At 64.0% G+C, this 25,508-nt stretch carries 25 protein-coding genes; 11 read left to right on the top strand and 14 right to left on the bottom strand.

Annotation, left to right across the window (positions count from 1 at the left end; translation table 11 throughout):
• Positions 1-125: 125 nt before the first annotated feature.
• Positions 126-650 carry a hypothetical protein gene (locus tag RQP55_RS06545; RefSeq protein WP_315609386.1) on the bottom strand — a complete coding sequence of 175 codons (525 nt, stop codon included), beginning with the start codon at positions 648-650 and terminating at the stop codon, positions 126-128.
• A gap of 47 nt (positions 651-697) precedes the next feature.
• Here RQP55_RS06545 and RQP55_RS06540 point away from each other — a divergent pair, with 47 nt between their 5' ends.
• The 6 genes from RQP55_RS06540 to RQP55_RS06515 all read left to right on the top strand — a co-directional run bounded on the left by RQP55_RS06540 (position 698) and on the right by RQP55_RS06515 (position 5,217).
• Entirely contained in the window at positions 698-1,465 is a 768-nt protein-coding gene (locus RQP55_RS06540) for a TlyA family RNA methyltransferase (protein ID WP_315609385.1), read from the top strand.
• A 75-nt stretch (positions 1,466-1,540) separates the two neighbouring features.
• Positions 1,541-2,095, top strand: coding sequence for a TspO/MBR family protein (locus tag RQP55_RS06535; protein WP_315609384.1), 555 nt, complete (start codon positions 1,541-1,543; stop codon positions 2,093-2,095).
• A gap of 38 nt (positions 2,096-2,133) precedes the next feature.
• A complete protein-coding gene (locus RQP55_RS06530; protein WP_315609383.1) occupies positions 2,134-2,394 on the top strand; it encodes an accessory factor UbiK family protein in 261 nt (86 codons plus the stop codon).
• 38 nt (positions 2,395-2,432) lie between these two features.
• Complete coding sequence (locus RQP55_RS06525) at positions 2,433-3,032, top strand: DNA repair protein RecO (protein WP_315609382.1); 600 nt, start codon at positions 2,433-2,435, stop codon at positions 3,030-3,032.
• A 12-nt stretch (positions 3,033-3,044) separates the two neighbouring features.
• Positions 3,045-4,088: a 3-isopropylmalate dehydrogenase gene (gene leuB / locus RQP55_RS06520; RefSeq protein WP_315609381.1), complete on the top strand. Its 1,044-nt coding sequence runs from the start codon at positions 3,045-3,047 to the stop codon at positions 4,086-4,088.
• A gap of 1 nt (position 4,089) precedes the next feature.
• On the top strand, positions 4,090-5,217 hold the full coding sequence (locus tag RQP55_RS06515; protein WP_315609380.1) for a glycosyltransferase family 2 protein: 1,128 nt from the start codon (positions 4,090-4,092) through the stop codon (positions 5,215-5,217).
• On the opposite strand, the gene RQP55_RS06510 is transcribed toward RQP55_RS06515, so the two are convergent.
• A complete protein-coding gene (locus tag RQP55_RS06510; RefSeq protein ID WP_315609379.1) occupies positions 5,214-6,497 on the bottom strand; it encodes a phospholipid carrier-dependent glycosyltransferase in 1,284 nt (427 codons plus the stop codon). The genes RQP55_RS06515 and RQP55_RS06510 overlap by 4 nt on opposite strands.
• Positions 6,498-6,575: 78 nt before the next feature.
• On the opposite strand from RQP55_RS06510, the gene RQP55_RS06505 reads away from it, so the two are divergent.
• The 4 genes from RQP55_RS06505 (at position 6,576) to RQP55_RS06490 (ending at position 9,930) form a co-directional block, all read left to right on the top strand.
• On the top strand, positions 6,576-7,781 hold the full coding sequence (locus tag RQP55_RS06505) for a trans-sulfuration enzyme family protein (RefSeq protein WP_315609378.1): 1,206 nt from the start codon (positions 6,576-6,578) through the stop codon (positions 7,779-7,781).
• Between the two features lie 3 nt (positions 7,782-7,784).
• The gene (locus RQP55_RS06500; protein WP_315609377.1) at positions 7,785-8,657 is read left to right on the top strand and encodes an EamA family transporter; all 873 of its coding nucleotides are present in this window, start codon (positions 7,785-7,787) and stop codon (positions 8,655-8,657) included.
• Positions 8,658-8,730: 73 nt separating this feature from the next.
• Positions 8,731-9,129: a Co2+/Mg2+ efflux protein ApaG gene (apaG, locus tag RQP55_RS06495; protein ID WP_315609376.1), complete on the top strand. Its 399-nt coding sequence runs from the start codon at positions 8,731-8,733 to the stop codon at positions 9,127-9,129.
• Between the two features lie 12 nt (positions 9,130-9,141).
• Positions 9,142-9,930 carry a LysR family transcriptional regulator gene (locus RQP55_RS06490; protein ID WP_315609375.1) on the top strand — a complete coding sequence of 263 codons (789 nt, stop codon included), beginning with the start codon at positions 9,142-9,144 and terminating at the stop codon, positions 9,928-9,930.
• 9 nt (positions 9,931-9,939) lie between these two features.
• Here the strand turns inward: RQP55_RS06490 and RQP55_RS06485 are convergent, their stop codons facing one another.
• On the bottom strand, positions 9,940-11,238 hold the full coding sequence (locus tag RQP55_RS06485; protein WP_315609374.1) for an amidohydrolase family protein: 1,299 nt from the start codon (positions 11,236-11,238) through the stop codon (positions 9,940-9,942).
• A 158-nt stretch (positions 11,239-11,396) separates the two neighbouring features.
• Here RQP55_RS06485 and RQP55_RS06480 point away from each other — a divergent pair, with 158 nt between their 5' ends.
• Positions 11,397-12,242 carry an alpha/beta hydrolase gene (locus RQP55_RS06480; protein ID WP_315609373.1) on the top strand — a complete coding sequence of 282 codons (846 nt, stop codon included), beginning with the start codon at positions 11,397-11,399 and terminating at the stop codon, positions 12,240-12,242.
• On the opposite strand, the gene RQP55_RS06475 is transcribed toward RQP55_RS06480, so the two are convergent.
• The 11 genes from RQP55_RS06475 to RQP55_RS06425 form a co-directional block, all read right to left on the bottom strand.
• Complete coding sequence (locus RQP55_RS06475; RefSeq protein WP_315609372.1) at positions 12,239-12,862, bottom strand: trimeric intracellular cation channel family protein; 624 nt, start codon at positions 12,860-12,862, stop codon at positions 12,239-12,241. The two genes, RQP55_RS06480 and RQP55_RS06475, sit on opposite strands and share 4 nt — an antisense overlap.
• Entirely contained in the window at positions 12,859-13,665 is an 807-nt protein-coding gene (locus RQP55_RS06470) for a hypothetical protein (protein WP_315609371.1), read from the bottom strand. The genes RQP55_RS06475 and RQP55_RS06470 overlap by 4 nt, the downstream gene beginning before the upstream one ends.
• Before the next feature lie 7 nt (positions 13,666-13,672).
• Entirely contained in the window at positions 13,673-13,876 is a 204-nt protein-coding gene (locus tag RQP55_RS06465; RefSeq protein ID WP_315609370.1) for a hypothetical protein, read from the bottom strand.
• A gap of 121 nt (positions 13,877-13,997) precedes the next feature.
• A complete protein-coding gene (lpdA, locus tag RQP55_RS06460) occupies positions 13,998-15,398 on the bottom strand; it encodes a dihydrolipoyl dehydrogenase (protein WP_315609369.1) in 1,401 nt (466 codons plus the stop codon).
• Between the two features lie 120 nt (positions 15,399-15,518).
• Positions 15,519-16,721: a 2-oxoglutarate dehydrogenase complex dihydrolipoyllysine-residue succinyltransferase gene (odhB, locus tag RQP55_RS06455; protein WP_315609368.1), complete on the bottom strand. Its 1,203-nt coding sequence runs from the start codon at positions 16,719-16,721 to the stop codon at positions 15,519-15,521.
• A 12-nt stretch (positions 16,722-16,733) separates the two neighbouring features.
• Positions 16,734-19,574 (bottom strand): 2-oxoglutarate dehydrogenase E1 component, encoded by a 2,841-nt coding sequence (locus RQP55_RS06450; protein WP_315609367.1) that lies wholly within the window; start codon positions 19,572-19,574, stop codon positions 16,734-16,736.
• A 69-nt stretch (positions 19,575-19,643) separates the two neighbouring features.
• Positions 19,644-20,534, bottom strand: coding sequence for a succinate--CoA ligase subunit alpha (gene sucD / locus RQP55_RS06445; protein WP_315609366.1), 891 nt, complete (start codon positions 20,532-20,534; stop codon positions 19,644-19,646).
• 26 nt (positions 20,535-20,560) lie between these two features.
• Positions 20,561-21,523, bottom strand: coding sequence for a malate dehydrogenase (gene mdh / locus RQP55_RS06440; protein WP_315609365.1), 963 nt, complete (start codon positions 21,521-21,523; stop codon positions 20,561-20,563).
• Between the two features lie 235 nt (positions 21,524-21,758).
• Positions 21,759-23,684, bottom strand: coding sequence for a putative bifunctional diguanylate cyclase/phosphodiesterase (locus RQP55_RS06435; RefSeq protein WP_315609364.1), 1,926 nt, complete (start codon positions 23,682-23,684; stop codon positions 21,759-21,761).
• A gap of 99 nt (positions 23,685-23,783) precedes the next feature.
• Positions 23,784-24,092, bottom strand: a complete 309-nt coding sequence (locus tag RQP55_RS06430; RefSeq protein ID WP_315609363.1) for a hypothetical protein — start codon at positions 24,090-24,092, stop codon at positions 23,784-23,786.
• A 160-nt stretch (positions 24,093-24,252) separates the two neighbouring features.
• Complete coding sequence (locus RQP55_RS06425; protein ID WP_315609362.1) at positions 24,253-25,407, bottom strand: cell wall hydrolase; 1,155 nt, start codon at positions 25,405-25,407, stop codon at positions 24,253-24,255.
• Positions 25,408-25,508 lie beyond the last annotated feature (101 nt).

The raw sequence follows: 25,508 nt of genomic DNA, 5'->3' as shown, positions 1-25,508 counted from the left end.
TGGGCCTTGGTATGGAATGTGAATCATTCCGGGGCGGACAACAAGTCCTGCTTTTGGATTTTTTGGCTTGTGTTTCAGAAATTTCGCTGATCATCCACAGCCCTGTTGCCGCGGACGAAGCCGGATTACCGACAGTCTTCAACCACCCGTGCGACTTCCGGCCAACTCGGCAGATAGCTGGGGACCTGTCCGGCGATCTCGATTACGAACCGCCCGCGCGATGTGGCCATGGCATCCAGCACCGGCGCCCGGGCCGGCAGGGTTACTGCCGCGCCATTGGCTGTGGGTTCGGCCATCAGCGGGAAAGTGCCCGCTGAAGTCGTGACGCCCATCGGGGTTGCACCGGTGATCGAACCGGCATGGATTAGCTGCACACTGCCGGGAGCGGCGCAGGTTAGTGTGACCTGCGGCGCCAGGCCGGCCTGCGCAAAGGTGGCCGTCGATTGACCGACAATCGTGGCCCAGCGCCAGGCGCCCGGGTTAAGCGGCATATCGCGCCAATCGGAGAGCGGGCGTGGGCCGGGGAGCGGAGCCGGCGCTGCTGTCTCAGCCGGCGGCGGCGGGGCCGGAGCGGGCGGGGGCACCTTGGGCGCGCAGGCGCTCAACAGCGTCAGCATAAAGCAGCTGGATAGCAGGACATTTGCCTTCATGGCCGCACTATGGAATGAGGCCGGCCAAGCGACAAGCCCTGCCAGTCATGAACCAGCCCCGATCCGCCAAATCGCCCAAGACGCGCGTTGACCAGTTGCTGGTCGATCGCGGTCTTGCCGAAAGCCGTAGCCGTGCCCAGGCATTGGTTCTGGCTGGATTGGTGTTCAGTGGTGAAACCAAGCTGGCCAAGCCCGGGCACAGTTTGCCCACCGATGCTCCGCTCGACGTGCGCGGGCGCGATCATCCCTGGGTCTCGCGCGGTGGGATCAAGCTGGCTCACGCGATCGAGCAGTTCGGGCTTGATCCTGCCAAGGTTACGGCGATGGACATCGGCAGTTCGACGGGCGGCTTTACCGATGTCCTCCTGCAAAAGGGCGCAGATCACGTGTTTGCGGTCGATTCCGGCACCAACCAGCTCGCCTGGAAACTGCGTCAGGATCCGCGCGTAACCGTGCTCGAACAGACCAGTGCCCGCATCTTGACCCCGGCAGAGATCGATCGCCCCTGCACCTGGGTTGTTTGTGACGCCAGTTTCATTTCGCTTGCCAAGGTATTGGAAGTGCCATTGAAACTGGCTGCGGCCGATTGTCAGCTGGTCGCCCTGATCAAACCGCAGTTCGAAGTTGGCCGGGGCGAAGTCGGCAAGGGCGGGGTGGTCCGCGATCCCGCCTTGCACGCCCGCGTCTGCGATGAAGTGCGGGTCTGGATCGAAGGCCTGGGCTGGCAAGTGCAGGGGATAGTCGAAAGCCCGATCACCGGCCCCGAAGGCAATGTCGAGTTCCTGATCGCGGCCCGGCGCCACGATCACGGTTGAGGGCGATTGCCTAGTCAGCCAGACCCGGCCATATCCGCACTGTTCTCCGCCTCTTGGGCGAATCGGAGGAAATACATGTCGGCTCTTGCCTCGCCTGCGCAATTGCGCGCCAGTTTCATCCGCTGGGCGCTGTTCCTGGTCCCGGGAATCGTGCTGCTTGGCGCAATCAGCGGTACCGCGGGTGGCGGAGCCGGTACCCCATGGTTCGCCGCTCTCGAAAAGCCGTCGCTGTTCCCGCCGCCGATCACCTTCGGGATCGTCTGGACGATCCTTTATGTGCTGATGGGCTTTGCGCTCGTGCTTGTTGTTACCGCCCGGGGCGCTGCCGGGCGGCGTTTGGCGATCAGCGCGTTTGTGATCCAGCTGACGCTCAATCTCGCGTGGACCCCGCTGTTCTTCGGAGCGCACCAGATCACCGGGGCGCTGCTGCTGCTGCTGGCAATCGATGTGGCCGTGCTGGCAACATTGGTGCTGTTTTGGCGGGTGCGTCCGCTGGCGGGCATGCTGCTGCTGCCTTACCTGGCTTGGGTTCTGTTCGCAGCGGTGCTGAACTGGCAGTTCCTGCAAGCCAATCCTGATGCAGAGGGACAGGATGTTTCGGGCGCTGTCTCCACCGTTACGTTCGAATAGGGCTTGAACGCGCCCGCACACGGGACCATTTAGCCGCCATGCAGAGCCAGAACCCTCTCTTCGCCGATCTTGCCAAGCTGCTGAACAGTGCCGCAGGAACCTTTGCCGGTGCCGGTCGCGAAGCCCGCGAAAGCGCGCGTGAGCGTTTCCGCGAGGCGATGGGCGGGCTCGACTTCGTCAGCCGCGAGGAATTTGACGCAGTCAAGGATATGGCAGCGAAGGCTCGCGAAGAAAACGAAGCACTGGCCGAACGCATCGCCGCGCTAGAAGCTGCGCTTAAGGCGAAGCCCAAGAAGTAGGCCTCCCCAAGCACGCCGCTGCGGTCTAAGGCCTGGCCATGGACCTACGCATTCCCGCCATAGTCTGTGCTGCCCGTACCCACGGCGAGACCGGTGTGATCCTGCGCATCTTGAGCGAGGATCACGGCCTGATCGCCAGCTATGTCGCAGGTGGACGGGGGCGCACGCTGCGTCCGGTCCTGTTGCCGGGTAACCTGATCGAAGCAGAACTGCGCGCCAGGCCTGGTAGCCAGCTGCCTTCGGCGCGGGTCGAACTGGTTGCCAGCCGCGGCCCGTGGCTGACCGAACCGCTGCCCGCGGCGGCGATTACCTGGGCCACCACGCTGGCGGCCGCAGCCTTGCCTGAGCGTCAGCCCTTCGCCGCGCTCTATCCGGCGCTGGTCGCGCTGCTTGATGCGATCTGCCACGCGCCGTCGGCACGCGGCTGGCTGCCGGGAATGACTGCGTTTGAGGCGCTGCTGCTGCGTGAACTGGGTTATGGGGATGTTGAACGCTCGGCCGATCCTGACTGGAACGCCCAACTGGCGGTCTTTGATCGGCTCGGCCCTCTCGTGGCGCGCTATCCGCTTGCCGATCGGAGAAGCGATGTTATGGCGGCGCGCGCCATGCTGCGGGAGCGGCTTGGCCGGATTGACTAGGTTGGGGACTACATGAAAATCGCGGTTTTTGCAGGCGACGGCATCGGCCCGGAAGTGACGCGCGAAGCCGTGCGCGTTGTCGAGGCGCTTAATCTGCCGGATCTGGTCATGTTTGAAGGCGATGTTGGCGGCGTTGCTTATAAGCGCCACGGCCACCCCCTGCCGGCCGAGACGCTCGCAATCGCTCGGTCCTGCGATGCGATCCTGTTTGGCGCAGTCGGCGATCCGGACTGCGATCAACTGGATCGCCACCTCCGTCCGGAACAGGCAATCCTTGGCCTGCGCAAGGAACTGGGACTCTTCGCCAACCTGCGCCCTGCCAAGGTCTTTGCCGGACTGGAGGATGCCTCTGCGCTGCGCCCCGAAGTGGCCAGCAAGATCGACCTGTTGATCGTCCGCGAACTCAACGGCGATGTCTATTTCGGTGAAAAGGGCATTCGCACCTTGCCCGATGGCCGCCGCCAGGGTTGGGACGTGATGTCCTATGCCGAAGACGAAGTCCGCCGCATTGCCCATGTTGGCTTCCGTGCGGCGATGGGCCGGGGCAAGAGGCTGTGTTCGGTCGACAAGGCCAATGTCCTTGAAACCTCGCAGGTCTGGCGCGATGTCATGATTGAAGTGGCCAGCGAATACCCCGAGGTTGAGCTGAGCCACATGTATGTCGACAATGCGGCGATGCAGTTGGTCCGCAATCCGGGCCAGTTTGACGTCGTGGTCACCGGCAACCTGTTTGGCGATATCCTGTCTGATCAGGCCTCCATGTGCGTGGGCTCGATCGGCCTGCTGGCTTCGGCCAGCCTGTCGGACGGCAAGATGGGGCTGTACGAGCCGATCCATGGTTCTGCCCCGGATATTGCGGGGAAGGGGCTGGCTAACCCGATGGCCACGATCCTGTCCGCCGCCATGCTGCTGCGCCACTCGCTAGGGCTTGAGGCTGAAGCCGCGCGGATCGAGGCGGCCGTGGCAAAGGCCTTGGCTGACGGTATCCGCGGGGGTGACCTTGGCGGCAACCATGGCACCGCCGCGATCGGCGATGCCGTGCTGGAGCGGCTGTGACATGACCATCCGGCTTGGCGTTGTCCTTCCGACTTATAACGAGCGCAAGAACCTGCGCTCAATGGTGGCGCGGCTTGACCAGGCGCTCGCCGGGATCAGCTGGGAAGTCATCATTGTCGATGACAACAGCCCCGATGGCACCTCTGACGAAGCGCGCGCGATTGCGCAGGAAGATCCGCGCGTCCGTGTGATCCAGCGGATCGGCCGGCGCGGCTTGTCTTCGGCGGCAATCGAGGGAATGTGCGCCACTGCCGCCCCGATCGTGGCGGTGATGGATGCCGATCACCAGCACGATCCTGCGTTGCTGCCGCAGATGCTCAGCGCGGTTGAAAGCGGGGACTATGATCTGGCCTATGCCAGCCGCTTTGCCGATGGCTCCAGCACCGCGGAATGGGGGCGGCCGGACCGGGTCAAGGCCTCCAACTTTGCCAATCGCATCGCCAACAAGGTGACCGGTGTTGAACTGACCGACCCGATGAGCGGTTACTTCATGCTGCGCACGGAAACGCTGCGGGCCGATGCCCACCGCCTGTCGGGCGTGGGCTTCAAGATCCTGCTCGATATTCTTGCCACGGTCGATGAGCCGTTGCGCATCAAGGAACTCCCAATGAATTTTGCCGCCCGCGCCGAAGGGGAAAGCAAGCTTGACCGCACGGTCGTCTTCGAATTCCTGATCGGACTTTATGACAAGTGGCTCGGCCGCTTCATCCCGACCCGGTTTGCCCTGTTCGGCACGGTTGGTGCGCTGGGCGTCTTCGTTCAGTTGGGCGCGCTGTGGGTGATGCTGCACCTCGTGTTCGGGGAGCGCTTCGTTTATGGCAACTGGGACGAAAGCACGACCTTCAATGTCGCCAACTCGGTCGCGGCGATTGTCGCGATGACGTTCAACTTCGTGCTCAACAACGAGCTGACCTATGCCGACAAGCGGCTGCGCGGGTTTGGTCCGCTGGTACGCGGCTGGGCGCAGTTCGCGCTGACCTGCTCGCTGGGCCTGTTGACCAATGTCGGCTCGGCCGCGGTGCTCAAGACCATGGGCTTCCACGATGTGATCGCGGTGGTGGTCGGGATCGTGCTGGGTTCGGTCTGGAACTTCGCGCTGTCGAACAAGTTCGTCTGGGGCAAGTACTAGCGCCAGCTGCGCAGCCACATCCACGCTTCGAAACTTGGTCGCCCGCAGCACAGCGGGCCGGCCGAAAGGATCGGGTAGAAGTGGATGAACATGCCCAGGCTGATCGCCAATGCGGCGGCCGCCAGCCAGCGCCAGCGGTCAGCCCGTTGCCACAACCCTTCCAGCGCCAGAGCCAGGCAGACCATCAGGAAGGTCCCCGGCAGCAAGTAGTGGTAATAGAACTGCACCGGCTTTGACGAGAGCGCCCAGAAGGCGATCTGGATCGCGTAGAGCCCGGCAAAGATCCATGCCTCTGTCCGCCCGCGCCAGCCGGCCCACAGGCACCAGCCAAAGGCGGCCAGCCCGGCCAGCATGGTGAAGGGATTGCCGATCAGCAGGATCCCGCGCTGCGCCCCGTCCACCTGCTGGTACAGGAACCAGATTGCCCGCCAGTTGCCGATCCATTGGTACCACCAAGAGCGATAGGGGTGCGGCCGCGTCACGCTGTCCTGCAATTGCAGCATGTAGCTGTGCCAGCCAACCGGGTCCCACGGATTGACCGGGTCCTTGGCCCAGAAAAAGGCCGGCCAAAAGGTCAGCCAATAGACCACCAGCGGCACCAGGCCGAGCCAGATCCCGGCCTCGACCAGGCTGATCCCCGGCACGGCCCCGCCTTCGCGCTGGTACAATCCGCGCCATCCGCAATCGCGCAGTTTCCAGCCCAGGAAAGCCAGCCCCGGCACGGCCAGCAGCGGCGCGACCGACCATTTCGCCCCCAGCGCCAGCCCCATGGCAACACCCGCCGCGGCCAGCCGCCAGCGGCCTTGCTGCGGCAGGCGGACGGCGCTGGCCGCCAGCCACAGGCTGACCATGCCGAACATGGCCATGAACATGTCGAGCATCGCAATCCGGCTCTGGACGAACCAGGCAAAGTCGGTTGCCACCAGGAACATGGCGACGAGCGTGACCAGCCGCCGTCCGGTGACAAACCATACCAGCCGGCCCAGCGCATAGAGCCCGATCGCCCCGGAAATAGCCGAAGGTATCCGCCAGTTCAGCGGTGCATCGCCCAACCAGCGGATCGCGGCGGCGATAATCGACTTGCCCAGCACCGGGTGCTCGGGATTGAACCGCACACCTTCGTTCTGGTGGCGGGCCGCCGTCACGTAATGGATTTCGTCGAAATAGATCTGCGACGGGATGCCCAGCCGCCACCACAGCAGCGCCAGGAACAGGATCGCGATCACCGCGCACCAGTCGGCCGGGTCCTGTTCCTGAGTAAAGCGGGGCGCGGCGAGCATGGCCGGGGATTACCGGCGCCGTGCCAAGGTGGCAATGCTCTTGCGGCGCCTGCGCCGCGGTCCTAGAGCCTGCGCATCATGAAGCGCACCACCGGAACCGACCGTTCGATCACCGCCAAATGGCGACCCGCCACCCGCGCCGTTCGCGGCGGAACCTGGCGCAGTGAGCATGGCGAGACCAGCGAGGCGCTGTTCCTGACCTCTGGCTATACCTACGATTCCGCCGGCGAAGTCGCCGCGCGCTTCGCCGGTGAGGCCGAAGGCATGACCTATTCACGCCTCCAGAACCCGACCGTGGCGATGCTGGAAGAACGCATTGCGCTGATGGAAGGGGCAGAGGCTTGCCGCGCCCAGGCCACCGGCATGGCGGCAATGACCACGGCGCTGCTGTGCCAGCTGTCCGCTGGTGATCACGTGGTTGCCGCGCGCGCCGCCTTTGGTTCGTGCCGCTGGCTGGTCGATAGCCTGCTACCGCGCTTCGGGATTGAAACGACCACGATCGATGCGCGTGACAATGCCAAATGGGAAGCCGCGATCCGGCCCAACACCAAGGTGTTCTTCTTCGAAACGCCCGCCAACCCGACGATGGACATCGTCGATCTGAAGTTCGTCTGCGATCTGGCCCGCAGCCGCGGGATCACCACCGTGGTGGATAATGCTTTCTGCACCGCGGCCCTGCAGCGGCCGATGGAATTCGGCGCCGATGTCGTTGCCTATTCCGCGACCAAGCTGATGGACGGGCAGGGCCGCGTCCTGGCCGGGGCGGTCTGCGGCTCGGCGCAGTTCATCAACGATGTGCTGATGCCTTTCCAGCGCAACACCGGGCCAAACCTCTCGCCGTTCAACGCCTGGGTGGTGCTGAAGGGGCTGGAAACGCTGGACCTGCGCGTCAAGCAGCAGAGCGCCAATGCGCTTAAGGTCGGCCAGTTCCTCGAAGGCCGGGTTCCCAAGATCCTCCACCCCGGTCTTGCCAGCCATCCGCAGCACAACCTGGCGATGCAGCAGATGGACGCCTGCGGTTCGATCTTTGCGTTCGAAGTAAAGGACCGCGCCCAGGCCCATGCGCTGCTCGATGCGCTGCAATTGATCGATATCTCGAACAACATCGGGGATTCGCGCTCGCTGATGACGCACCCTGCCTCAACCACGCATTATTCCGTCAGCGCCGAGGCGCGCGCCGAAATGGGTGTGACCGAAGGCATGCTGCGGATCAACATCGGCCTCGAAGATCCGCAGGACCTGATCGAAGATCTCGACCAGGCGCTCAAGGCGGCCGGGCTCTGACGTTTGGATAGCCTTTCCCTGCTGCTGGTCTTGCTGGCAGCGGTCTGCCACGCCACCTGGAACCTTGCGGCCAAGCGGTCGGCCCACGCCGGTGGGGTCTTCCTGTTCTGGTCGACCTTGCTGTCGTCCATTGCGTTCTTGCCCTGGGCGCTGTGGATCATGGCCGGGGCCGGGTTTCGCTGGAACTGGCTGATGCTCGCTGCGATTTTGGCCAGCGGCTGTCTGCACCTTGGCTATAGTTTCGCGCTTCAGACCGGATACCGCAAGGCAGACCTTTCGGTGGTCTATCCGATTGCGCGGGGCACGGGCCCGCTGTTGTCCTCGCTCGGGGCCTTCCTGCTGCTGGGCGAAGCGCCGGGGCCGCTGCGTCTGTTGGGGTTGTTGAGCGTTGTCGGCGGCATCCTGCTGATCGCAACCGATGGCCGTTGGTCCACCTTCGCCCGGCCCGGGGCAATGACCGGGCTGCGTTGGGGAATGCTGACGGGCGGGTTGATCGCTACGTACACTCTGGTTGATGGCTCGGTGGTGAAGCTGCTGCTCCTTTCGCCGGTGGTGCTCGATTGGGGTGCCAATGTTGTCCGGACCATGCTGCTGGCCCCACAGGTGCTGCGCGATCGCGCTGGCGCGATGGCGGCAATGCGCGGTCACTGGCGCAGCGCCTGGATAGTCGCCCTGCTGGCGCCGTTTGGCTATATCCTGGTGCTCTGGGCCATGCAGCGCGGCGCGCCGCTTAGCGTGGTTGCCCCGATGCGTGAAATGTCGATGATGCTGGTCGCGCTGCTGGGCGTGGTACTGCTGCGCGAACCAGTCGGTGGGGCGCGTTTGGCGGGATGTGCGCTGATGTTCGGCGGGGTATTGCTGCTTGCAAGCTCCTGATTGGTCGCAATCGATCGCCAAATTGGCCCCACTAACCATTGTCGCCGCGCCACCCAGTCGCTACCTTTGAGTCATGAAGCAGCTGTTCCAGCACGCCGCCACGACCAACGGGATAACCGTGCGTGTCACGGTCAATTTCCTGCCCGAACAGTCACAGGTCGAAGCCGGCAAGTGGTTCTGGGTCTATCATATCCGGATCGAAAACCATTGCGATCAGGCGATCCAGCTGCTGACGCGCCATTGGCAGATCACGGATGGACGCGGCATGGTCAATTTTGTTGAGGGTGAGGGTGTGGTTGGAGAACAGCCCATTCTCCAGCCCGGTGCCAGTCATGACTATGTTTCGGGCTGTCCGCTGGCGACACCGCATGGCTCGATGGAAGGGTTTTATACCTTCCGCTGCGAGGACGGCTCGCTGGTTGAAGCGGCGATTCCCTTCTTCCCGCTGGCGGCGCCTGCCACGGCAGGCTAAAGCGCCTGCGCGATGAAGCGCACGCACCTGCCCCTGAACGCCTTGCGCGTATTCGATGCCGCGGCCCGGCACCTGTCGTTCACCCGCGCCGCGGATGAACTGGCGGTCACCCCGGCCGCCGTCGGCCAGCAGATTCGCGCGCTGGAAGACTTGCTGGGCGTCGTGCTGTTCCGCCGCACGCCCAAGGGGCTGGAGCTGACGGACGAGGCCACGGCCGGGCTCGAATCGCTGCGGACGGGCTTCCTCCATTTCGAGGATGCCGTGCGGGCAATGCAGGCCGGGCAATCGAGCCACGTCTACACCATTTCCGCCCCGCGCGATTTCTTTGCCGCCTGGCTTGCCCCGCGGCTTGCTGAATTCCGCAAGGCCAATCCCGAGGTCCGCTACAGCCTGATCAACGACGAAACGGCCGATTTTACCGAGGCCAACCTCGATCTTGCCGTGCGCTGGGCCGAAGGTCCGGGTGAACTTGAAGGCGTGGCCCTGGGCACGGCCGAACAGATGATCGCGGGCACGGGGGACTGGATTGCCTGGCCGGGCGATCCGCATCCTGAAGGCGAAACGGCCGCCGCACCAAGCCTGCAGGCCGGGGATGCCGGCCAAGCCCTGGCTGCGGCCGCTGCGGGAATGGGCAAGGCCCGTGTACCGGCGCAATTGGCCCAGACCTGGGCCGGGGCCGGGCGCGGAGTAGCGCTGAGCGATCCCGAACCCTGCCGCCGCGCCTACTGGCTGGTCGCCCCGCTGCCGCAGTGGCGGCAGAAGAAGGTCAAGGCGCTGGTCGCCTTCCTGACCGGCAACTGACCGCTGGGCCTAGTCTGCGACGATCACCTCGCCGCGGGCCATCACGAACTTCATCGCCTTCAGCACCTTCACGTCGGCCAGCGGATCGCCGCTGACGGCGATGATGTCAGCGGCCTTGCCGGCTTCGAGCGTGCCGGTTTCCTTGTCGACGCCCAGCAGGGCCGCGGCATTGACCGTGGCGGCCTTGATCGCTTCAGCCGGGGACATGCCGAACTTGACCAGCAGTTCGAATTCATCGGCATTGCGGCCATGCTTCGAAACGCCGGCATCGGTGCCATAGGCAATCTTCACGCCCAGCGGATAGGCAATTTTCAGCGAATTGCCTGTGATTCCGATGCGCCAATCGATCTGGGCCTTGATTGCGGGGGGATAGGCATTGGGGTTGGCGGCAAGGCGCTCAAGATAGCCGTTCACCGTGCTGAGTGTCGGCACGTAATAGGTTCCGGCCTTGGCCATCATCTTGGCGGTTTCTTCATCGATGGTGGTGCCGTGCTCGATCGAATCCGCGCCCGCGCGCACCGCCAGCTTGATCCCGTCAAGCCCGTGGGCGTGAACCGCAACCTTGCGGCCATAGGCATGGGCTGTCTCGACGAGAGCTTTGGCCTCATCCTCAACCATGCGGGTGGCCAGGCCCGTGCCAGAGTTAACGCCGCCGGTGGTGGCAAACTTGATCACGCCAGCGCCGCGGCCGATCTGGCGGCGCACCGCACGGCGGCAATCATCGGCCCCATCGCACAAGTTTTCTGTGCCGATCAGGCCATGCACTTCGTCTGCCAGACCAACCCGGCCATCCATGTGGCCACCCGTGGTAGAGATTGAATCCCCGGCGTCGATGATCCGCGGACCCTGCACCCAGCCGCGCTTGATCGCTTCCTTCAGCGCCAGCACCTTTCCGCCTTCGTCACCCAGGTTACGCACCGTGGTAAAGCCGGCGCGCACGGTCTTCATGCCATTCCAATAGGTTTCCAGCGCGTGCATCGGCATGCCTTCGGTCACCATGGCAACAATGCCTTCGTTCCCGGCGCGGTCGCTGGAAAGGTGGGTGTGGCTGTCAATCAGGCCAGGCAGGACTGTCTTGTCCTTCAGGTCGATCGCCTTGGCTCCTGCGGGTGCCGGAACATAACCATCCTGCAACGAAACGATCTTGCCATCGGCCACAACGATGGTCGTCGCCCCGCGCGGTGCCTGGCCCGGAATGGCAATCACGCGGCCGGCGTGGATCCAGGTCTGCGGCGCGGCCGATTGGGCCTGGGCCGCGACCGGCATGGCAGCAAGCGTGATGGCGATGGCAAGGGTGGAGATCTTCATTGTGGCGGCTCCCTGAAAGTGCATTGCGCCGACCCTAGCGAGGGTGGGACACCGCGGCAACGCCACCATGGGCTGTGTCGTTGCCGAACCGGTGGATTATTAATCGTTCGATTAAATTGATGATTGACCCACCTGCGCGGCACAGGCATCCCGACAGCATGATGGGGGAAACGATCCGCATTCCGATCGCTGGTGGGCTGAGCCTGGCGGCCGATGTCGCCGGGCCGGCTGAGGCGCCAACCGTGATCCTGGGGCATGGCGGCGGTCAGACGCGCCATTCCTGGGACAAGGCGGAAGAACAGCTGGCCAAGGCCGGTTACTTCGCCATCAATTATGATCTGCGCGGGCATGGTGACAGTGATTGGTCAACCGATGGCGATTACAGCCTGGAAGCCCGGGCGGACGATCTGGCCGCCGTGGCCCGGGTCGGATCGCCAACCTTCGCGCTGGTCGGCGCTTCGCTGGGAGGGATCACGGCGATGGTCGCCGCCTCGCGCGGGTTGAGCCCGGCAGCGCTGGTGCTGGTCGATATCGTCCCGAAAATGAGCGCCCGGGGCGTGGCCAAGATTACCGCCTTCATGACCGGCAATCCCGATGGCTTTGCCAGCCTTGAAGCCGCCGCCGATGCGATCAGCGCCTATTACCCCGACCGGCCCCGGCCCAAGGATCTTTCCGGCCTGAAAAAGAACCTGCGGCAGGGGGGTGACGGGCGCTGGCGCTGGCACTGGGACCCCAGCTGGATGCATTCGCCGCGCGGCGATCCGCGCGAACTGTTGAACATCATGGATGCCGCCGACTGGACCGACCGGGTGCCAACCTTGCTGGTGCGGGGCATGAAGAGCGATATCGTTGATGACGATGGCGTAGAGGATTTGCGCCGCCGCATTCCCAAGCTGGAAATCGCCGATATTCGCGGCGCCGGTCACATGGTGGCAGGTGACAAGAACGATGAATTCAATGGCGCGGTGATCGATTTCCTGCGCCGCGTCATGCCGCCGACCTAACCCGCATCCCGGCCATAGGCGGGCAGCGCGAGACCGGAATGGATCGCCCAGCCACGCAGCGCAAAACCGGCCAGCGCGGCCCCGCTGAAAGCGATCTCGCGCGGCAGGCCGAATAGTTCTCCCAACGCGCAAAGACTGGCCGAAAGTGCGGCAGCCGTTACGTAAAGCTCTGGCCGCATCAGGATCGACGGGCGGCCTGCCAGCACATCGCGGATGATCCCGCCAACGCAGCCAGTGATGACGCCCATCAGCACGGCCGGTACCGGGGGCAGGCCATAGGCCAGCGCCTTGGCCGTGCCGAGCACGGCATAGGCGGCAAGCCCAGCGGCGTCGGCCCATTCGAGCAGCGTACCTTCCCACCACTTGCGCGGGGTGAACCAGGCGAGCAGCGCGACGCTCAGGCAGACCGGCGCCACCCACGGATCGCGGACCCAGAACACCGGCGCCCCGATCAGCAGGTCTCGCACCGAACCGCCACCCACCCCGGTGATCAGGGCAAAGAAGCTCATCGTCACGAAGGTCTGGCGCAGTCGCGCTGCCAGCAGCGCTCCGGTCAGTGCGAAGACCGCCGTGCCAGCCAAGTCAAATAGTGGAGGTAGGGTGGGAATGGCGGTGCTCATTGGCTCTCGCTCTGGTAGCGCAGCGCGGCGAGCGCCAGGCCAAAACCCAGGATTGGCGCGGCACCATAGCCGATCAGGATGGCGGGATAGGACCCTGCAAAGGCCATCAGCCCGGCAGCAAGGAGGAACGCCGCGAGCGGCGCTGCGGCCACCTTGGCCCGGCGCAACAGCAACAGCGGCGTCAGGCTTGCTGCAACCAGCGCCAAACCGGCGGCGGGATTGAGGGTCAGGGCATCGCGCTGGACGCCTTCGACAAAGCGGACAGGGGCCAGGTGATCCGGCTGGGCAATTGCGGCTACGCAGGCGCCAAGGCCGATCACCAAGGCCGTGATAGACAGGCCGTCGCGACGCGTGAGCGCGAGGACTGCGGCACTGGCCGTCAAGGCAACCGTGGCTGCGCGATCCGGCTGAAGCATGGTTGCCATCAAGCTTGCGACGATCAGCGCGGCGCCAGACCTGGCCGGCAGTCTCGCCGCCAGCGTAACCAGCAGCGGCAGGATCAGATAGCCAAGGTGCAACCGCAGTGGTCCCAGCCCGATCCAGCGGCGGACACCCTCAACCGGCACGCCAGCCAGCGCTGTTGCCCACAGGCCAAGAACCAACGCCCCGGCGAGGACCAGCACCCCGCGCTGGGAGCGCGGGAGTGGGAGCAATGTTGCCAGCGCCAAGGCAAGGACCAGCGCCAGCGCATTGACCGCAATCCAGGCGGTCGGCGCCCCGCCCACAGTCATCCACGCGAGGCCAGCTACAACCGGCACGACCAGCGCAGCGAGTGTGGCCAAAGGCAGTCGAACGCCGGCCATCGCCGGATCAGTCCTCGATCAGGTCCTGCAGCTTGGTCATCAGCGCCTGGATGCGCGTTGCGGCTTCGGTGAAGGTGTCGACATCATCGCGCTTGTTGTTGGCGCGGGCTTCCTTGGCGGCTTCAACATAGCCCTCAAGATCGACTTCCAGCGCATCGACCAGCATTTCGATTTCGTCGCCAGTCAGCTTGACGGTGATGGCATTGGACATTGGTATTCTCCTGATCTGGCAGAAAGCCAGTGCTAGCCGGTCCGACCGAACTTGGCCACCGGTCGCGTTATCGCCTTGCGGACCGCCAACTGCACTAGCAGCGCGGGGTCAGCGCTGCGCCTCAGATGTGAATCGGCTTACCGGTAACCGCCATGGCCGCTTCCTTCACCGCTTCGCTGTGGGTCGGGTGGGCATGGCAGGTATAGGCGATGTCTTCGCTCGTCGCGCCGAATTCCATCGCCTGGGTCGCCTGGGCGATCATTGTGCCGGCAACGGTGGCGATGCACCATACGCCCAGCACCTTGTCGGTCTTGGCATCGGCAATGATCTTCACGAAACCGTCGGGTTCGTGATTGGTTTTGGCGCGGCTGTTGGCCATCATCGGGAACTTGCCGACCTTGATCTCGCCCTTCTCGCGGGCCTGCTCTTCGGTCAGCCCGACCCCGGCGAATTCAGGCGTGGTATAGACCACGCCCGGGATCAGGTCGTGGTTCACAATTCCGGTCAGCCCGGCGATGTTCTCGGCCACGGCAATGCCTTCGTCCTCGGCCTTGTGTGCCAGCATCGGACCCGGGATGCAGTCCCCGATCGCCCAGACGCCATCCACCTTGGTGCGGAAATCGTGATCAGTCTCGATCTGGCCGCGGGCGTTAAGTTCCAGCCCGATCGTCTCGATCCCCAGGCCTGCAACGTTGGGACGGCGGCCAATGGCGACCAGCACGCAATCGGCTTCCAGCGTTTCACTGGCACCGCCCTTGGCCGGTTCCAGCGTCAGCGTGGCCTTCTTGCCCTTGATCGCAGCGCCGGTCACCTTGGTGCCCAGCTTCAATTCCATGCCTTGCTTCTTGAAGATCTTGGCCGCTTCCTTGCGGACATCGCCGTCCATGCCGGGCAGCAGCTGGTCCAGGAACTCGACCACGGTGACCTTGGCACCGAGCCGGCGCCAGACCGAACCCATTTCCAGGCCGATCACGCCGCCGCCGATCACCACCAGGTGGTCCGGCACCTTGCCCAGCGCCAGCGCGCCGGTGCTGTCAACGATTACGCCCTTGTCGTTGTCTACCTCGACCCCGGGAAGCGGGGTGACGCTGGAGCCCGTGGCGATCACCACGTTCTTCGCGGTGTAGTCCTTGCCGGCGACAGTGACGGTGTGCGCGTCCTTGAACGCGCCATAGCCCTTCAGCCAATCGACCTTGTTCTTCTTGAACAGGTATTCGATGCCCTGGGTCAGGCCCTTGACCGCATCGGCCTTGTCCGCCTGCAATGCCGCAAGGTCGAGCTCGACCTTGCCCAGCTTCACGCCATAGCGGGCGAGGGTGCCATTGGCGGCTTCCTCAAACTTTTCCGAACCGTGCAGCAGCGCCTTGGACGGAATGCAGCCCACGTTGAGGCAGGTCCCGCCCAGCGTCTCGCGCGCTTCGACGCAGGCGGTCTTCAGGCCCAGCTGGGCAGTGCGGATCGCCCCGACATAGCCACCCGGGCCGGCGCCGATGAAGATCACGTCATAGTCGTATTCAGCCATGATGGCCTCCCTTGCGCGCCGGCTTCGACAAGCGCAGCCTGAGCGGGGCAGTGTAATCAAGTTTCAGCACAACACCCGCCCATCTGTGAGCCTGTCGAAGGATGTTGCACCTGCATCGCCTTAAAGGTCGATCAAGATCCGGGTGGGATCCTCGATCGCTTCCTTGATGGTCTTGAGCGCGGTAACGGCTTCGCGGCCATCGATCAGGCGGTGGTCATAGGACAGCGCCAGATACATCATCGGGCGGATCACGATCTGGCCATCGCGCACGACCGGCCGGTCCTCGATCCGGTGCAGGCCCAGCACGGCTGACTGCGGCGGGTTGATGATCGGGGTGGACATCAGCCCACCAAAGATCCCGCCGTTGGAGATGGTGAAGGTGCCGCCCTTCATGTCGTCCATCGTCAGCGAACCTTCCTTGGCGCGCTTGCCAAGGTCGGCGATGGCCTTTTCGATATCGGCAAAGCCCATGGCATCGACATTGCGCACGACCGGCACAACCAGGCCATTGGGCGCCGAAACCGCGACCGACAGGTCAACATAGGGGTGATAGACGATCTCGTCGCCTTCGATCCGGGCGTTGACCGCCGGGATATCCTTCAGCGCCAGACAGGCCGCCTTGGCAAAGAACGACATGAAGCCAAGCTTCACGCCGTGCTTCTTTTCGAACACGCCTTTGAACTTCTCGCGCGCTTCGATCACGGCGGACATGTCGCAATCGTTGAAGGTGGTCAGCAGCGCGGCAGTGTCCTGCGCGTCCTTCAGCCGCTTGGCGATGGTCTGGCGCAGGCGGGTCATCTTGACCCGCTCTTCGCCGCGATCACCGGCAACGGCGGGAGCCGGCGCCGCAGCAGCAGCGGCCGGAGCCGGGGCTGCGCTCTTGGCGGCGGCGGCAGCCACAACGTCTTCCTTGGTCAGGCGGCCGTCCTTGCCGGTGCCCTTGATCGCCGTCGGATCGACGCCATGCTCCAGCACGGCGCGGCGCACGGCAGGGGAGAGCACAGCAGCATCGCCCGCCGGGGCGGCGGTCGGTGCAGGAGCCGGAGCCGGTGCAGCGGCAGCAGCCGGAGCGGCAGTCGCAGTGCCGCCCGCCTCAACCGTTGCGATCACCGCGCCAACCGAAACGTTATCGCCCACCTTGGCGAGGTGCTGGCCCATCACGCCGGCGACCGGCGAGGGCACTTCCACCGCCACCTTGTCGGTTTCGAGGCTGGCAATCGGCTCGTCGAGCGCGACCGCTTCACCCGGCTGCTTCAGCCATTCGCCGATGGTGGCTTCGGCCACGGATTCGCCCAGGGTCGGGACTTTGACTTCGGTAGACATGATATTGCTTCCTCAGGCTTTCTTTTGCCGGCGGATTTCGGAACGGACCGAGGTGCCCAGCGCATGGCCGATCAGGGCACCCTGTTCACTGGCGTGGCGGCTGGCGAGGCCCGTGGCGGGCGAGGCACTGGCGGCGCGACCGGCATAGCGGGCGCGGCCCACCTTGCTCTTGGCTGCAGCCAGGGCTTCCTCGATCAGCGGTTCGACAAAGAACCAGGAACCGTTGTTCTTGGGCTCTTCCTGGCACCAGACCACGTCTTCCAGATGCTTCATCCGCGACAGGCGCAGGGCCAGCGGCTCGCCCGGGAAGGGATAAAGCTGCTCAAGCCGGATGATCTGGGTGTCGGTGATACCGGCCGCGTCGCGGGCTTCCATCAGGTCATAGGCAACCTTGCCCGAACAGAGCACGACGCGGCGGGTCTTTTCGTCCGCGGCCCCGTTGATGTCGGACAGGATCCGCATGAAGTGCCCTTCGCCCACGAATTCGTGCGCTTCGCTCTTGGCCAGCGGGTGGCGCAACAGCGACTTGGGGGTCATGATGATCAGTGGTTTGCGGAACGGACGGTGCATCTGCCGGCGCAGCACGTGGAAGTAATTTGCCGGCGTGGTGATGTTGCAGACCTGGATATTGTCCTGCGCGCAGAGCTGCAGGAACCGCTCAAGCCGGGCCGAGGAGTGTTCCGGCCCCTGGCCTTCATACCCGTGCGGCAACAGCATGACGAGGCCATTGGCGCGCAGCCACTTGGCTTCGGACGCGGCAATGTACTGGTCGATCATGATCTGCGCGCCGTTGGCGAAATCGCCGAACTGCGCTTCCCACAGCACCAGCGTCTTCGGGTCGGCGCTGGCATAGCCATATTCGAAGCCGAGTACGCCGTATTCTGACAGCGGGCTGTCATGCACTTCGAACTTGCCGTGCGGCACGGTCGAAAGCGGTACGTACTTGTGCTCGTCGGTCTGGTCGACCCAGACCGCATGGCGTTGGCTGAAGGTGCCGCGGCCTGAATCCTGGCCCGAAAGGCGGATGTTGTAGCCTTCCGATGCCAGGCTGCCAAAGGCGAGGGCTTCGCCGGTCGCCCAGTCAAAGCCGGTGCCGGTGGTGAACATCTCGCGCTTGGCATCGAGCACGCGGGCCAGCGTCTTGTGGATCGTCAGCCCTTCAGGAACCGTGGTCAGCGTGCGGCCCAGGCTGTCGAACAGCTTCTGTTCGATCCCCGTCGCCACGTTGCGGCGCGCGGTTTCCGGATCGGCCGGCTTGTTGAGACCGGTCCAGCGCCCGGCGAACCAGTCAGCCTCGTTGGCCTTGTAACCCTTGGCCGCATCAAATTCCTGCTCAAGCACCTGGGTAAAGCGCATTTCCGCTTCGCCGGCCCAGTTCGCATCGATCACGCCCTGGCTGATCAGCCGGTCGGCATAGAGCTTGGCCACGCCGGGGTGCTGGCGGATCTGCTGGTACATCAGCGGCTGGGTGAAGCCCGGCTCGTCGCCCTCGTTGTGGCCGAAGCGGCGATAGCACCACATGTCGACCACGATGTCGCGGCCGAAGGTCTGGCGATAGTCGATCGCCAGCTTGCAGGCGAAGGTCACCGCTTCGGGATCATCGCCGTTGACGTGCAGGATCGGCGCCTGGACACCCTTGGCCACGTCCGAGGGGTAGGGTGATCCGCGCGAGAACTGCGGGCTGGTGGTGAAGCCGATCTGGTTGTTGATGATGAAGTGGATGCAACCGCCGGTGTTGTAGCCCTTCACGCCCGAGAAGCCGAAGCATTCCCAGACAATGCCCTGACCGGCAAAGGCGGCATCGCCGTGGATCAGCACCGGCAGGACCTGCTTGTGCTTGAAGTTGCCGTTCTCATCGCGGCCGATATCGTCGCGGAAGGCCTGCTGGGCGCGGACCTTGCCGAGCACCACCGGGTCCACCGTTTCCAGGTGAGACGGGTTCGGCACCAGGCTCATGTGCACCTTGATCCCGTCGAACTCGCGGTCGGTGCTGGTGCCCAGGTGGTACTTCACGTCGCCCGAACCGCCCACGTCTTCCGGGTTGGCCGTGCCGCCCGAGAATTCGTGGAAGATTACGCGATAGGGCTTGGCCATCACGTTGGCGAGGACGTTGAGGCGGCCGCGGTGGGCCATGCCATAGACGATCTCGCGCACGCCGCGGCTGCCGCCATACTTGATCACGGCTTCCAGCGCCGGGATCATCGATTCACCGCCATCCAGGCCGAAGCGCTTGGTCCCGACGTACTTCTTGCCAAGGAACTTTTCGTACTGCTCGCCGCGGATCACCGCGCCCAGGATCGCCTTCTTGCCTTCGGGGGTGAAGTCGATCGACTTGTCGCCGCCCTCGATCCGCTCCTGGATGAAGCGGCGCTCCTCCACGTCGGCGATGTGCATGTATTCAAAGCCGACCTTGCCGCAGTAATTGCGCTTCAGGATCTCGACCAGCTCGCGCACCGTGGCCCATTCCAGACCCAGCGTCCCGCCCAGGTAAACCTTGCGGTCCAGCGCTGCGCCGGAAAAGCCGTGATAGGCCGGGTCAAGGTCTGCCGGCAGGTTCTGGTGGCTCAGGCCCAGCGGATCAAGGTCCGCTCCCAGATGACCGCGCACACGATAGGTGCGCACCAGCATCATCGCCCGGATCGAATCCGCGGCGGCTTCCTCGATCGCGCGCGGGTCCATGGCCGCGCCCGATTTGGCTGCCGCGGCCTTGATCGCCACCTGCATTGCCGTGGGATCAAGCGCCTGGGTCAGGTCATCTTCGGCCGCGCCGCCGACCTGCGGCCAGTTGCTGCGCGCCCACGAAGGGCCCGGCTGCGGATCGTCGGGAAGGAAATCGTGCAATTCGTTACCCATAGGGGTCCATCCTGGGGGAGGAGGGGTTGCGGAACACAAGCCACGGGCCTGCGCGCAACCCCTTAGGGATCAGGCCAGTTCCTTGAGCACTTCGGCGAGCGTTTCGCCGAGCAGGCTGGGCGAGTTGGACACGCGGATCCCGGCAGCTTCCATTGCCGCGATCTTGCTTTCCGCATCACCCTTGCCGCCCGAGACGATTGCCCCGGCGTGGCCCATGCGGCGGCCCGGAGGCGCCGTGCGGCCAGCGATGAAGCCAGCCATCGGCTTCTTGCGACCGCGCTTGGCTTCGTCGATCAGGAACTGGGCAGCCTGCTCTTCAGCGTCGCCGCCGATTTCGCCGATCATGATGATCGACTTGGTTTCGTCATCGGCCAGGAACAGTTCGAGCACGTCGATGAAGTTGGTGCCGTTGACCGGGTCACCGCCGATGCCGACCGCAGTGGTCTGGCCCAGGCCGATGTTGGTGGTCTGGAACACGGCTTCATAGGTGAGGGTGCCCGAGCGGCTAACAACGCCGACGCTGCCCTTCTTGAAGATCGAGCCCGGCATAATGCCGATCTTGCATTCGTCCGGGGTCAGCACGCCGGGGCAGTTCGGGCCGATCAGGCGCGACTTGGAGCCCGAGAGGGCGCGCTTCACCTTGACCATGTCAAGCACCGGAATACCTTCGGTGATGCAGACGATCAGTTCCATCTCGGCGTCGATCGCCTCAAGGATCGCATCGGCCGCACCCGGAGGCGGAACGTAGATGCACGAAGCGGTCGCGCCGGTCACGGCCTTGGCTTCATGAACGGTGTCAAACTGCGGCAGGCCGATGTGGGTCGTGCCGCCCTTGCCGGGGGTCACGCCCGCAACCATCTGGGTGCCATAGGCCAGCGCCTGTTCGGTGTGGAACGTACCGGTTGCGCCGGTCATCCCCTGGGTGATGACCTTGGTGTGCTTGTTGATAAGGATCGACATTATTCTGCTCTCCCGGGGAGTTGTTCTTAAGCCAGCGAGCCGTCGATCGCCTTGCAGGCGACCAGCAGTTCCTTGACCGCATCGACCGAGATCTGCAGGCCGGCCTTGTCGGCCTCGTCCAGTTCGATTTCGATCACCTGTTCCACACCGCCTGCACCGATCATTACTGGCACGCCGACATAGAGGCCGTCGACGCCATACTGGCCATCAACATAGGCGGCGCAGGGCAGGATGCGCTTCTGATCGTTCAAATAGGCTTCGGCCATTGCGATGCCCGAGGCCGCCGGGGCGTAAAACGCCGAGCCGGTGCCAAGCAGGGCGACGATCTCACCGCCACCGCCACGGGTGCGCTTGACGATCGCGTCAATCTTTTCCTGGCTCGACAGGCCCATCTTCACCAGATCGGGAACGGGGATGCCGTTGACGGTCGAATAGCGCACCACCGGCACCATCGTGTCACCATGGCCACCAAGCACGAAGGTGTTCACGTCGCGAACCGAAACCTGGAATTCGTCAGCGATGAAGTGGCTGAAGCGGGCCGAATCGAGCACGCCGGCCATGCCAACCACCTTGTTGTGCGGCAGGCCCGAAAATTCGCGCAGTGCCCAGACCATCGCGTCGAGCGGGTTGGTGATGCAGATCACGAAGGCATTGGGGGCATTGTTCTTGATGCCTTCGCCAACGGCCTTCATCACCTTGAGGTTGATGCCAAGCAGGTCATCGCGGCTCATCCCCGGCTTGCGGGCGACGCCAGCGGTCACGATGATAACGTCAGCACCGGCGATGTCGGCATAGTCATTCGAACCGATGATCTTCGCGTCGAAACCTTCAACCGGACCACATTGCGACAGGTCCAGCGCCTTGCCCTGGGGCACGCCTTCCATGATGTCGAACAGGACGATATCGCCCAGTTCCTTTTGCGCGGCGAGGTGGGCAAGCGTGCCACCGATGTTACCGGCACCGATGAGGGCGATCTTCTTGCGAGCCATAATGAGACCTGTCCTTGTCCGTATTTGCGGGATCAGCGTCTGGCGTTCGGTATAGGCCCCAACCATCCCGCAAGGCGCAAGGGGCCAACCGGCGGGTTAAGGGTGCCCTAAGCCGGAGAAATGGCGATTGCAAGGCTGTAAGCCCTTGAAGGGGGAATTATCTTTGCAAACGCTTCGCAATTGCATTTACTCTGACAATTTGCTGTTGCTGCAGCGGCGCGAGCTGGAAAAGTCATTAACCTGTTGCGCGTTGCGGCTCCTGCGTCTCGCGCTCCTGCGCAATCAGCATTGCGGCAAGATAATCGGGCACGGCGCGGCTGAAGTAGTAACCTTGGCCCAGCGTGCAGCCAGCCGTGCGGACAGCCTCAACCTGCTCCACTGTTTCCAGACCTTCGGCAACAATGGCCATGTCGAGCGTAGATGCCATGCCCGATACGGCGCGGATAATCGCGTCGCTTTTCTTTCCGGCATTGGGGCCAGAGACAAAGCTGCGATCGACCTTGATCTTTCCGAAGGGATACTTGTTGAGATAGCCAAGCGAGGAATAACCGGTTCCAAAATCATCAAGGGCAAATCGCACGCCCGCCTCGGAAAGCTCGGCGATGAAGTCTTCGGTCTGCTGCGAATGATCCAACAAGACCGTTTCGGTGACTTCCAATTCGAGCCGGCTTGGGTGAAGCTTTGCTTCGCGCAAGGCGTTCAGGATGCCCAGCGCGGCCCCGGGGGCTTTGATCTGTAGCGGGGAAAGATTGACCGCCACCGTGATGTCTTCCGGCCAGCCTGCCGCTGCCTTGGCCGCCTGGGCCGTTATCCAGTTGCCCAGCGTGATGATTGCGCCGGTCTCTTCCGCAACGGGAATGAATTCGTCGGGTCGCAGTTCCCCCTTTTCGGGGTGGAACCAGCGGACCAGAGCTTCAAAGGCTTTGATCCGGCCCGTGCCCAGATCGACGATCGGTTGAAAGAAGATCGAAAGCTCATCGCGTTGCACGGCAACCCGCAATTCGGCCTCGATTTCACGTCGGCGCACCAGGTCGCGGCTCATTGAGCTGTCATAAAAACTGACCTGGTTCCGGCCGTTGACCTTGGCATGGTAAAGCGCAAGATCCGCCCCCAGCATGACGCTTTCCAGGTCCTGGCCATCGTCGGGCATCAGGGCGACACCCATCGAGCAGGCGATGTCCAGTCGATCGTTTTCCAACCGCATCGGGCGGGTAATCTCACCCAGCACCGCCAGGGCAATTGTTTCAACCTCGCGGCGGTCCTTGACGTCGCAGGCCATGATAAACTCGTCACCGCCGAACCGACCGATCACGGCATCCGGTTTGGCCTGGCTGCGCAACCTTTGCGCCACTTCGGTCAGTACCCGGTCGCCGGCCTGATGGCCCAGCGCATCGTTTACTTCCTTGAACCGGTCCAGATCGCACCAGAACAGGGCTAGCTTGGGCGCTGTTCGAGGACGGGACAGGTGCTCAACCAGATTATGGTTCAGACCGGCCCGGTTGTTCAGACCGGTCACCACGTCGGTGCGGGCCAGGTGCTGCATCTTTTCGGCCAGCCGCGCGCTGGTTTCAGCGGCCGAGATCGAATCGCTCAACGTGCGGAAGATCTGCATCGAGATAGAGATCATGCCGACAAAACAGATGACGGTCGCGGCTGCCAAAGTACGGGCGGCCAGATCACCAGTTTGCCACAAGGCAATACAGATCGGGGTAAAGGTCAACAGCATGCCGGCAACCGAGATCAGCGGTCGCCCAGCGTTGCGGGATGCCATGCCGCCCGCATAGCCGATTGCGTAGCAGGCCATCAGCATCTGGGCGAACAGCGGGATCTGGCAGGCAATGGTCAGCGCGGTGAAGACGCCGACGACAGTCGTATAGGAAAAGGCGCCCAGTTCGTAGAGCAGTTCCAGCCGTGTGGTGTCGCGCAGCTTTAGCCGGGGCAGGGCAAAGGCCAAGAGGACCCGGGTCAGGCCGATCCCTGAAAGCAGCAGGGCAAACTGCCAGATCAGACTGTTCCCGGCATAGGTTGCGGCAACCAGCGCGGCGATAATGCCGTTGGCAGCGCCGGCGGTCAGCGAGCCGGGGTTGGCGTACAGGTTATCGACCAGCGTCCGCCGGACCCGCTCATCGAGCGCGTTGGTTCGGAACAGTACCCGCAGCAAGGTTTGCCAGCGCCTGATTTTCCGCTCCCTTCGTAACCTGCGCAACTTACCGCACAGACATCACCGAATGGTTAATGGGCCGGTTACCAATTGGCCGGATCAGGCGTTACCGGCATCGACCCTGGCAGACAGTATGCGCGCCATACGCCGGTCGAGCGTGTGACAGATGGCCAGCCAATGCAGGTAGGAATGCCGGTCACCCTGAAAAAATGCCCGCTCGGCATTTGCGCGGGCTATGGTCGCAGCCCCCAGGCCATGCTCGGCAAAATGCCGCAAGGCGGCGCGCAACTCGCGTTTGATGGCCAAGGGCCCATTGTCGTTGGCGGCCTGTCCAATGACCAAGCGCCGCCGGGCGGGATTGGCCACGGCGACAAATGGAGAGCTGGCAGCAGCAAAGAGGATCGTCATGACAAGCCTTAACTGAGCGCGACCGACACTGCTCCTAGCCTGGCATGGGCTAAGGGTTCGTGCGGAACTATGGTTGACACGGTTTAACCGGCCCCGCTTAACCAACAGTCCTCGCGAAAATATCGGAAAACACCTGCGAATGTCCGGCGGTAGCGCCCGGTCAGGTACTGGGCTGGCTGATCCAGCGTCCGGAGTTTCGGAATTCCGGCATTACGCCGTTGTCCTGTGGCAGGCCGTCTCCGCGATAGAGTGCCTCGCCGCCGCGGCGCTGCACTTCGGGTGCATAGCTCGGCGCGGCGTGCTGGCGCGGCGCGGGCAGTCCGGCATTGCCGGTGCCAGCCAGCCCGGAAGCTGTACCGTTGGCCTTGAGCCCCGCTGCAAAGGCCTTTTGCAACGCCAGCGGATCAAGCGCGCTGTTGGGCTGGCGGTCAGCGGCGGCATTGCGCTGGTGCGGCGCTGCCACCGGCTCGCCCCCGGCATAGGCAAAGCGGAAAGCGCCGGCCTCGCCCGCTGCGCCGCCAAACCGATAGAAGCGGTGGGCGCCGATGGTGATGATGTGGCGCAGGCTGGGCGCCCAATAGGGCGAGACGGCGATGGTGTGGTAATGGGTTGCCAGTCCAACGCTGCGCTCGACATAGCCGGATAGGGCGGCGCGGGCGACATTCTGGGCGCGAAACCAGAACATTCGGTTCGGTGCACGAGCGAGCGAGCCATCGCAAGTGAAGCTGAATTGGCATCCGGTTGAACGTTCTGACCCTTGGTAAACCACACCGCAAACGGTGTTCGGGTAACTGGGATGAGCCACCCGGTTCAGCACCACCTGCGCCACGGCGCGCTGACCCTGATCGCTCTCGCTGCGGGCTTCGTAATAGATCGCCGCGGTCATGCATTCGAGCGCGCGCGACCGGTCGACTCCCGAATTGTCGATCCGCATGGCCCGCGCAATTGGCCCGGCGAGTTGGTCCACCAGGAACTGGCCCCCGTCGGCATCGCTGCGCATCTCCACCAGCGGTGGCAGGGCCTCGTCCTGCGCCAGGTAATAGAACGCGGAGCCGGGAAAACTCTCACCGGGGCGCTCGAACGGCAGTGGTTCCACCGCAATATCGGCGCTGCCGGCATTGCCAATTCCGAATGCATCCCAATCACCGGGCGCGGCCAGCGCCGGCACGGCAAAAGCGGCAAACAGCACCAACGCCCGCCGACCACGGTGGCGGCGTTGCAGGCGCAGCCCCAGCGTCGGCACACGGCGACGCTTGAACTGCGCGCCGAAATCGCGCGGCCGTGGCTCAAGGCTGGGGTTCGGGTGGGCGGACATTCGGTTCCTGCTGGGTACGCGCCAAGCGCGTAGGCCAAGGACGAACCGCCGCGCCACTGCGCCATTTGCGCCGTGCCGAAGCGGGACGAACCCGCGGGTTA

The sequence above is a fragment of the Novosphingobium sp. APW14 genome (assembly GCF_032337075.1).
GTDB lineage: Bacteria > Pseudomonadota > Alphaproteobacteria > Sphingomonadales > Sphingomonadaceae > Novosphingobium.
This window is presented reverse-complemented; position numbering and strand designations above follow the sequence as displayed.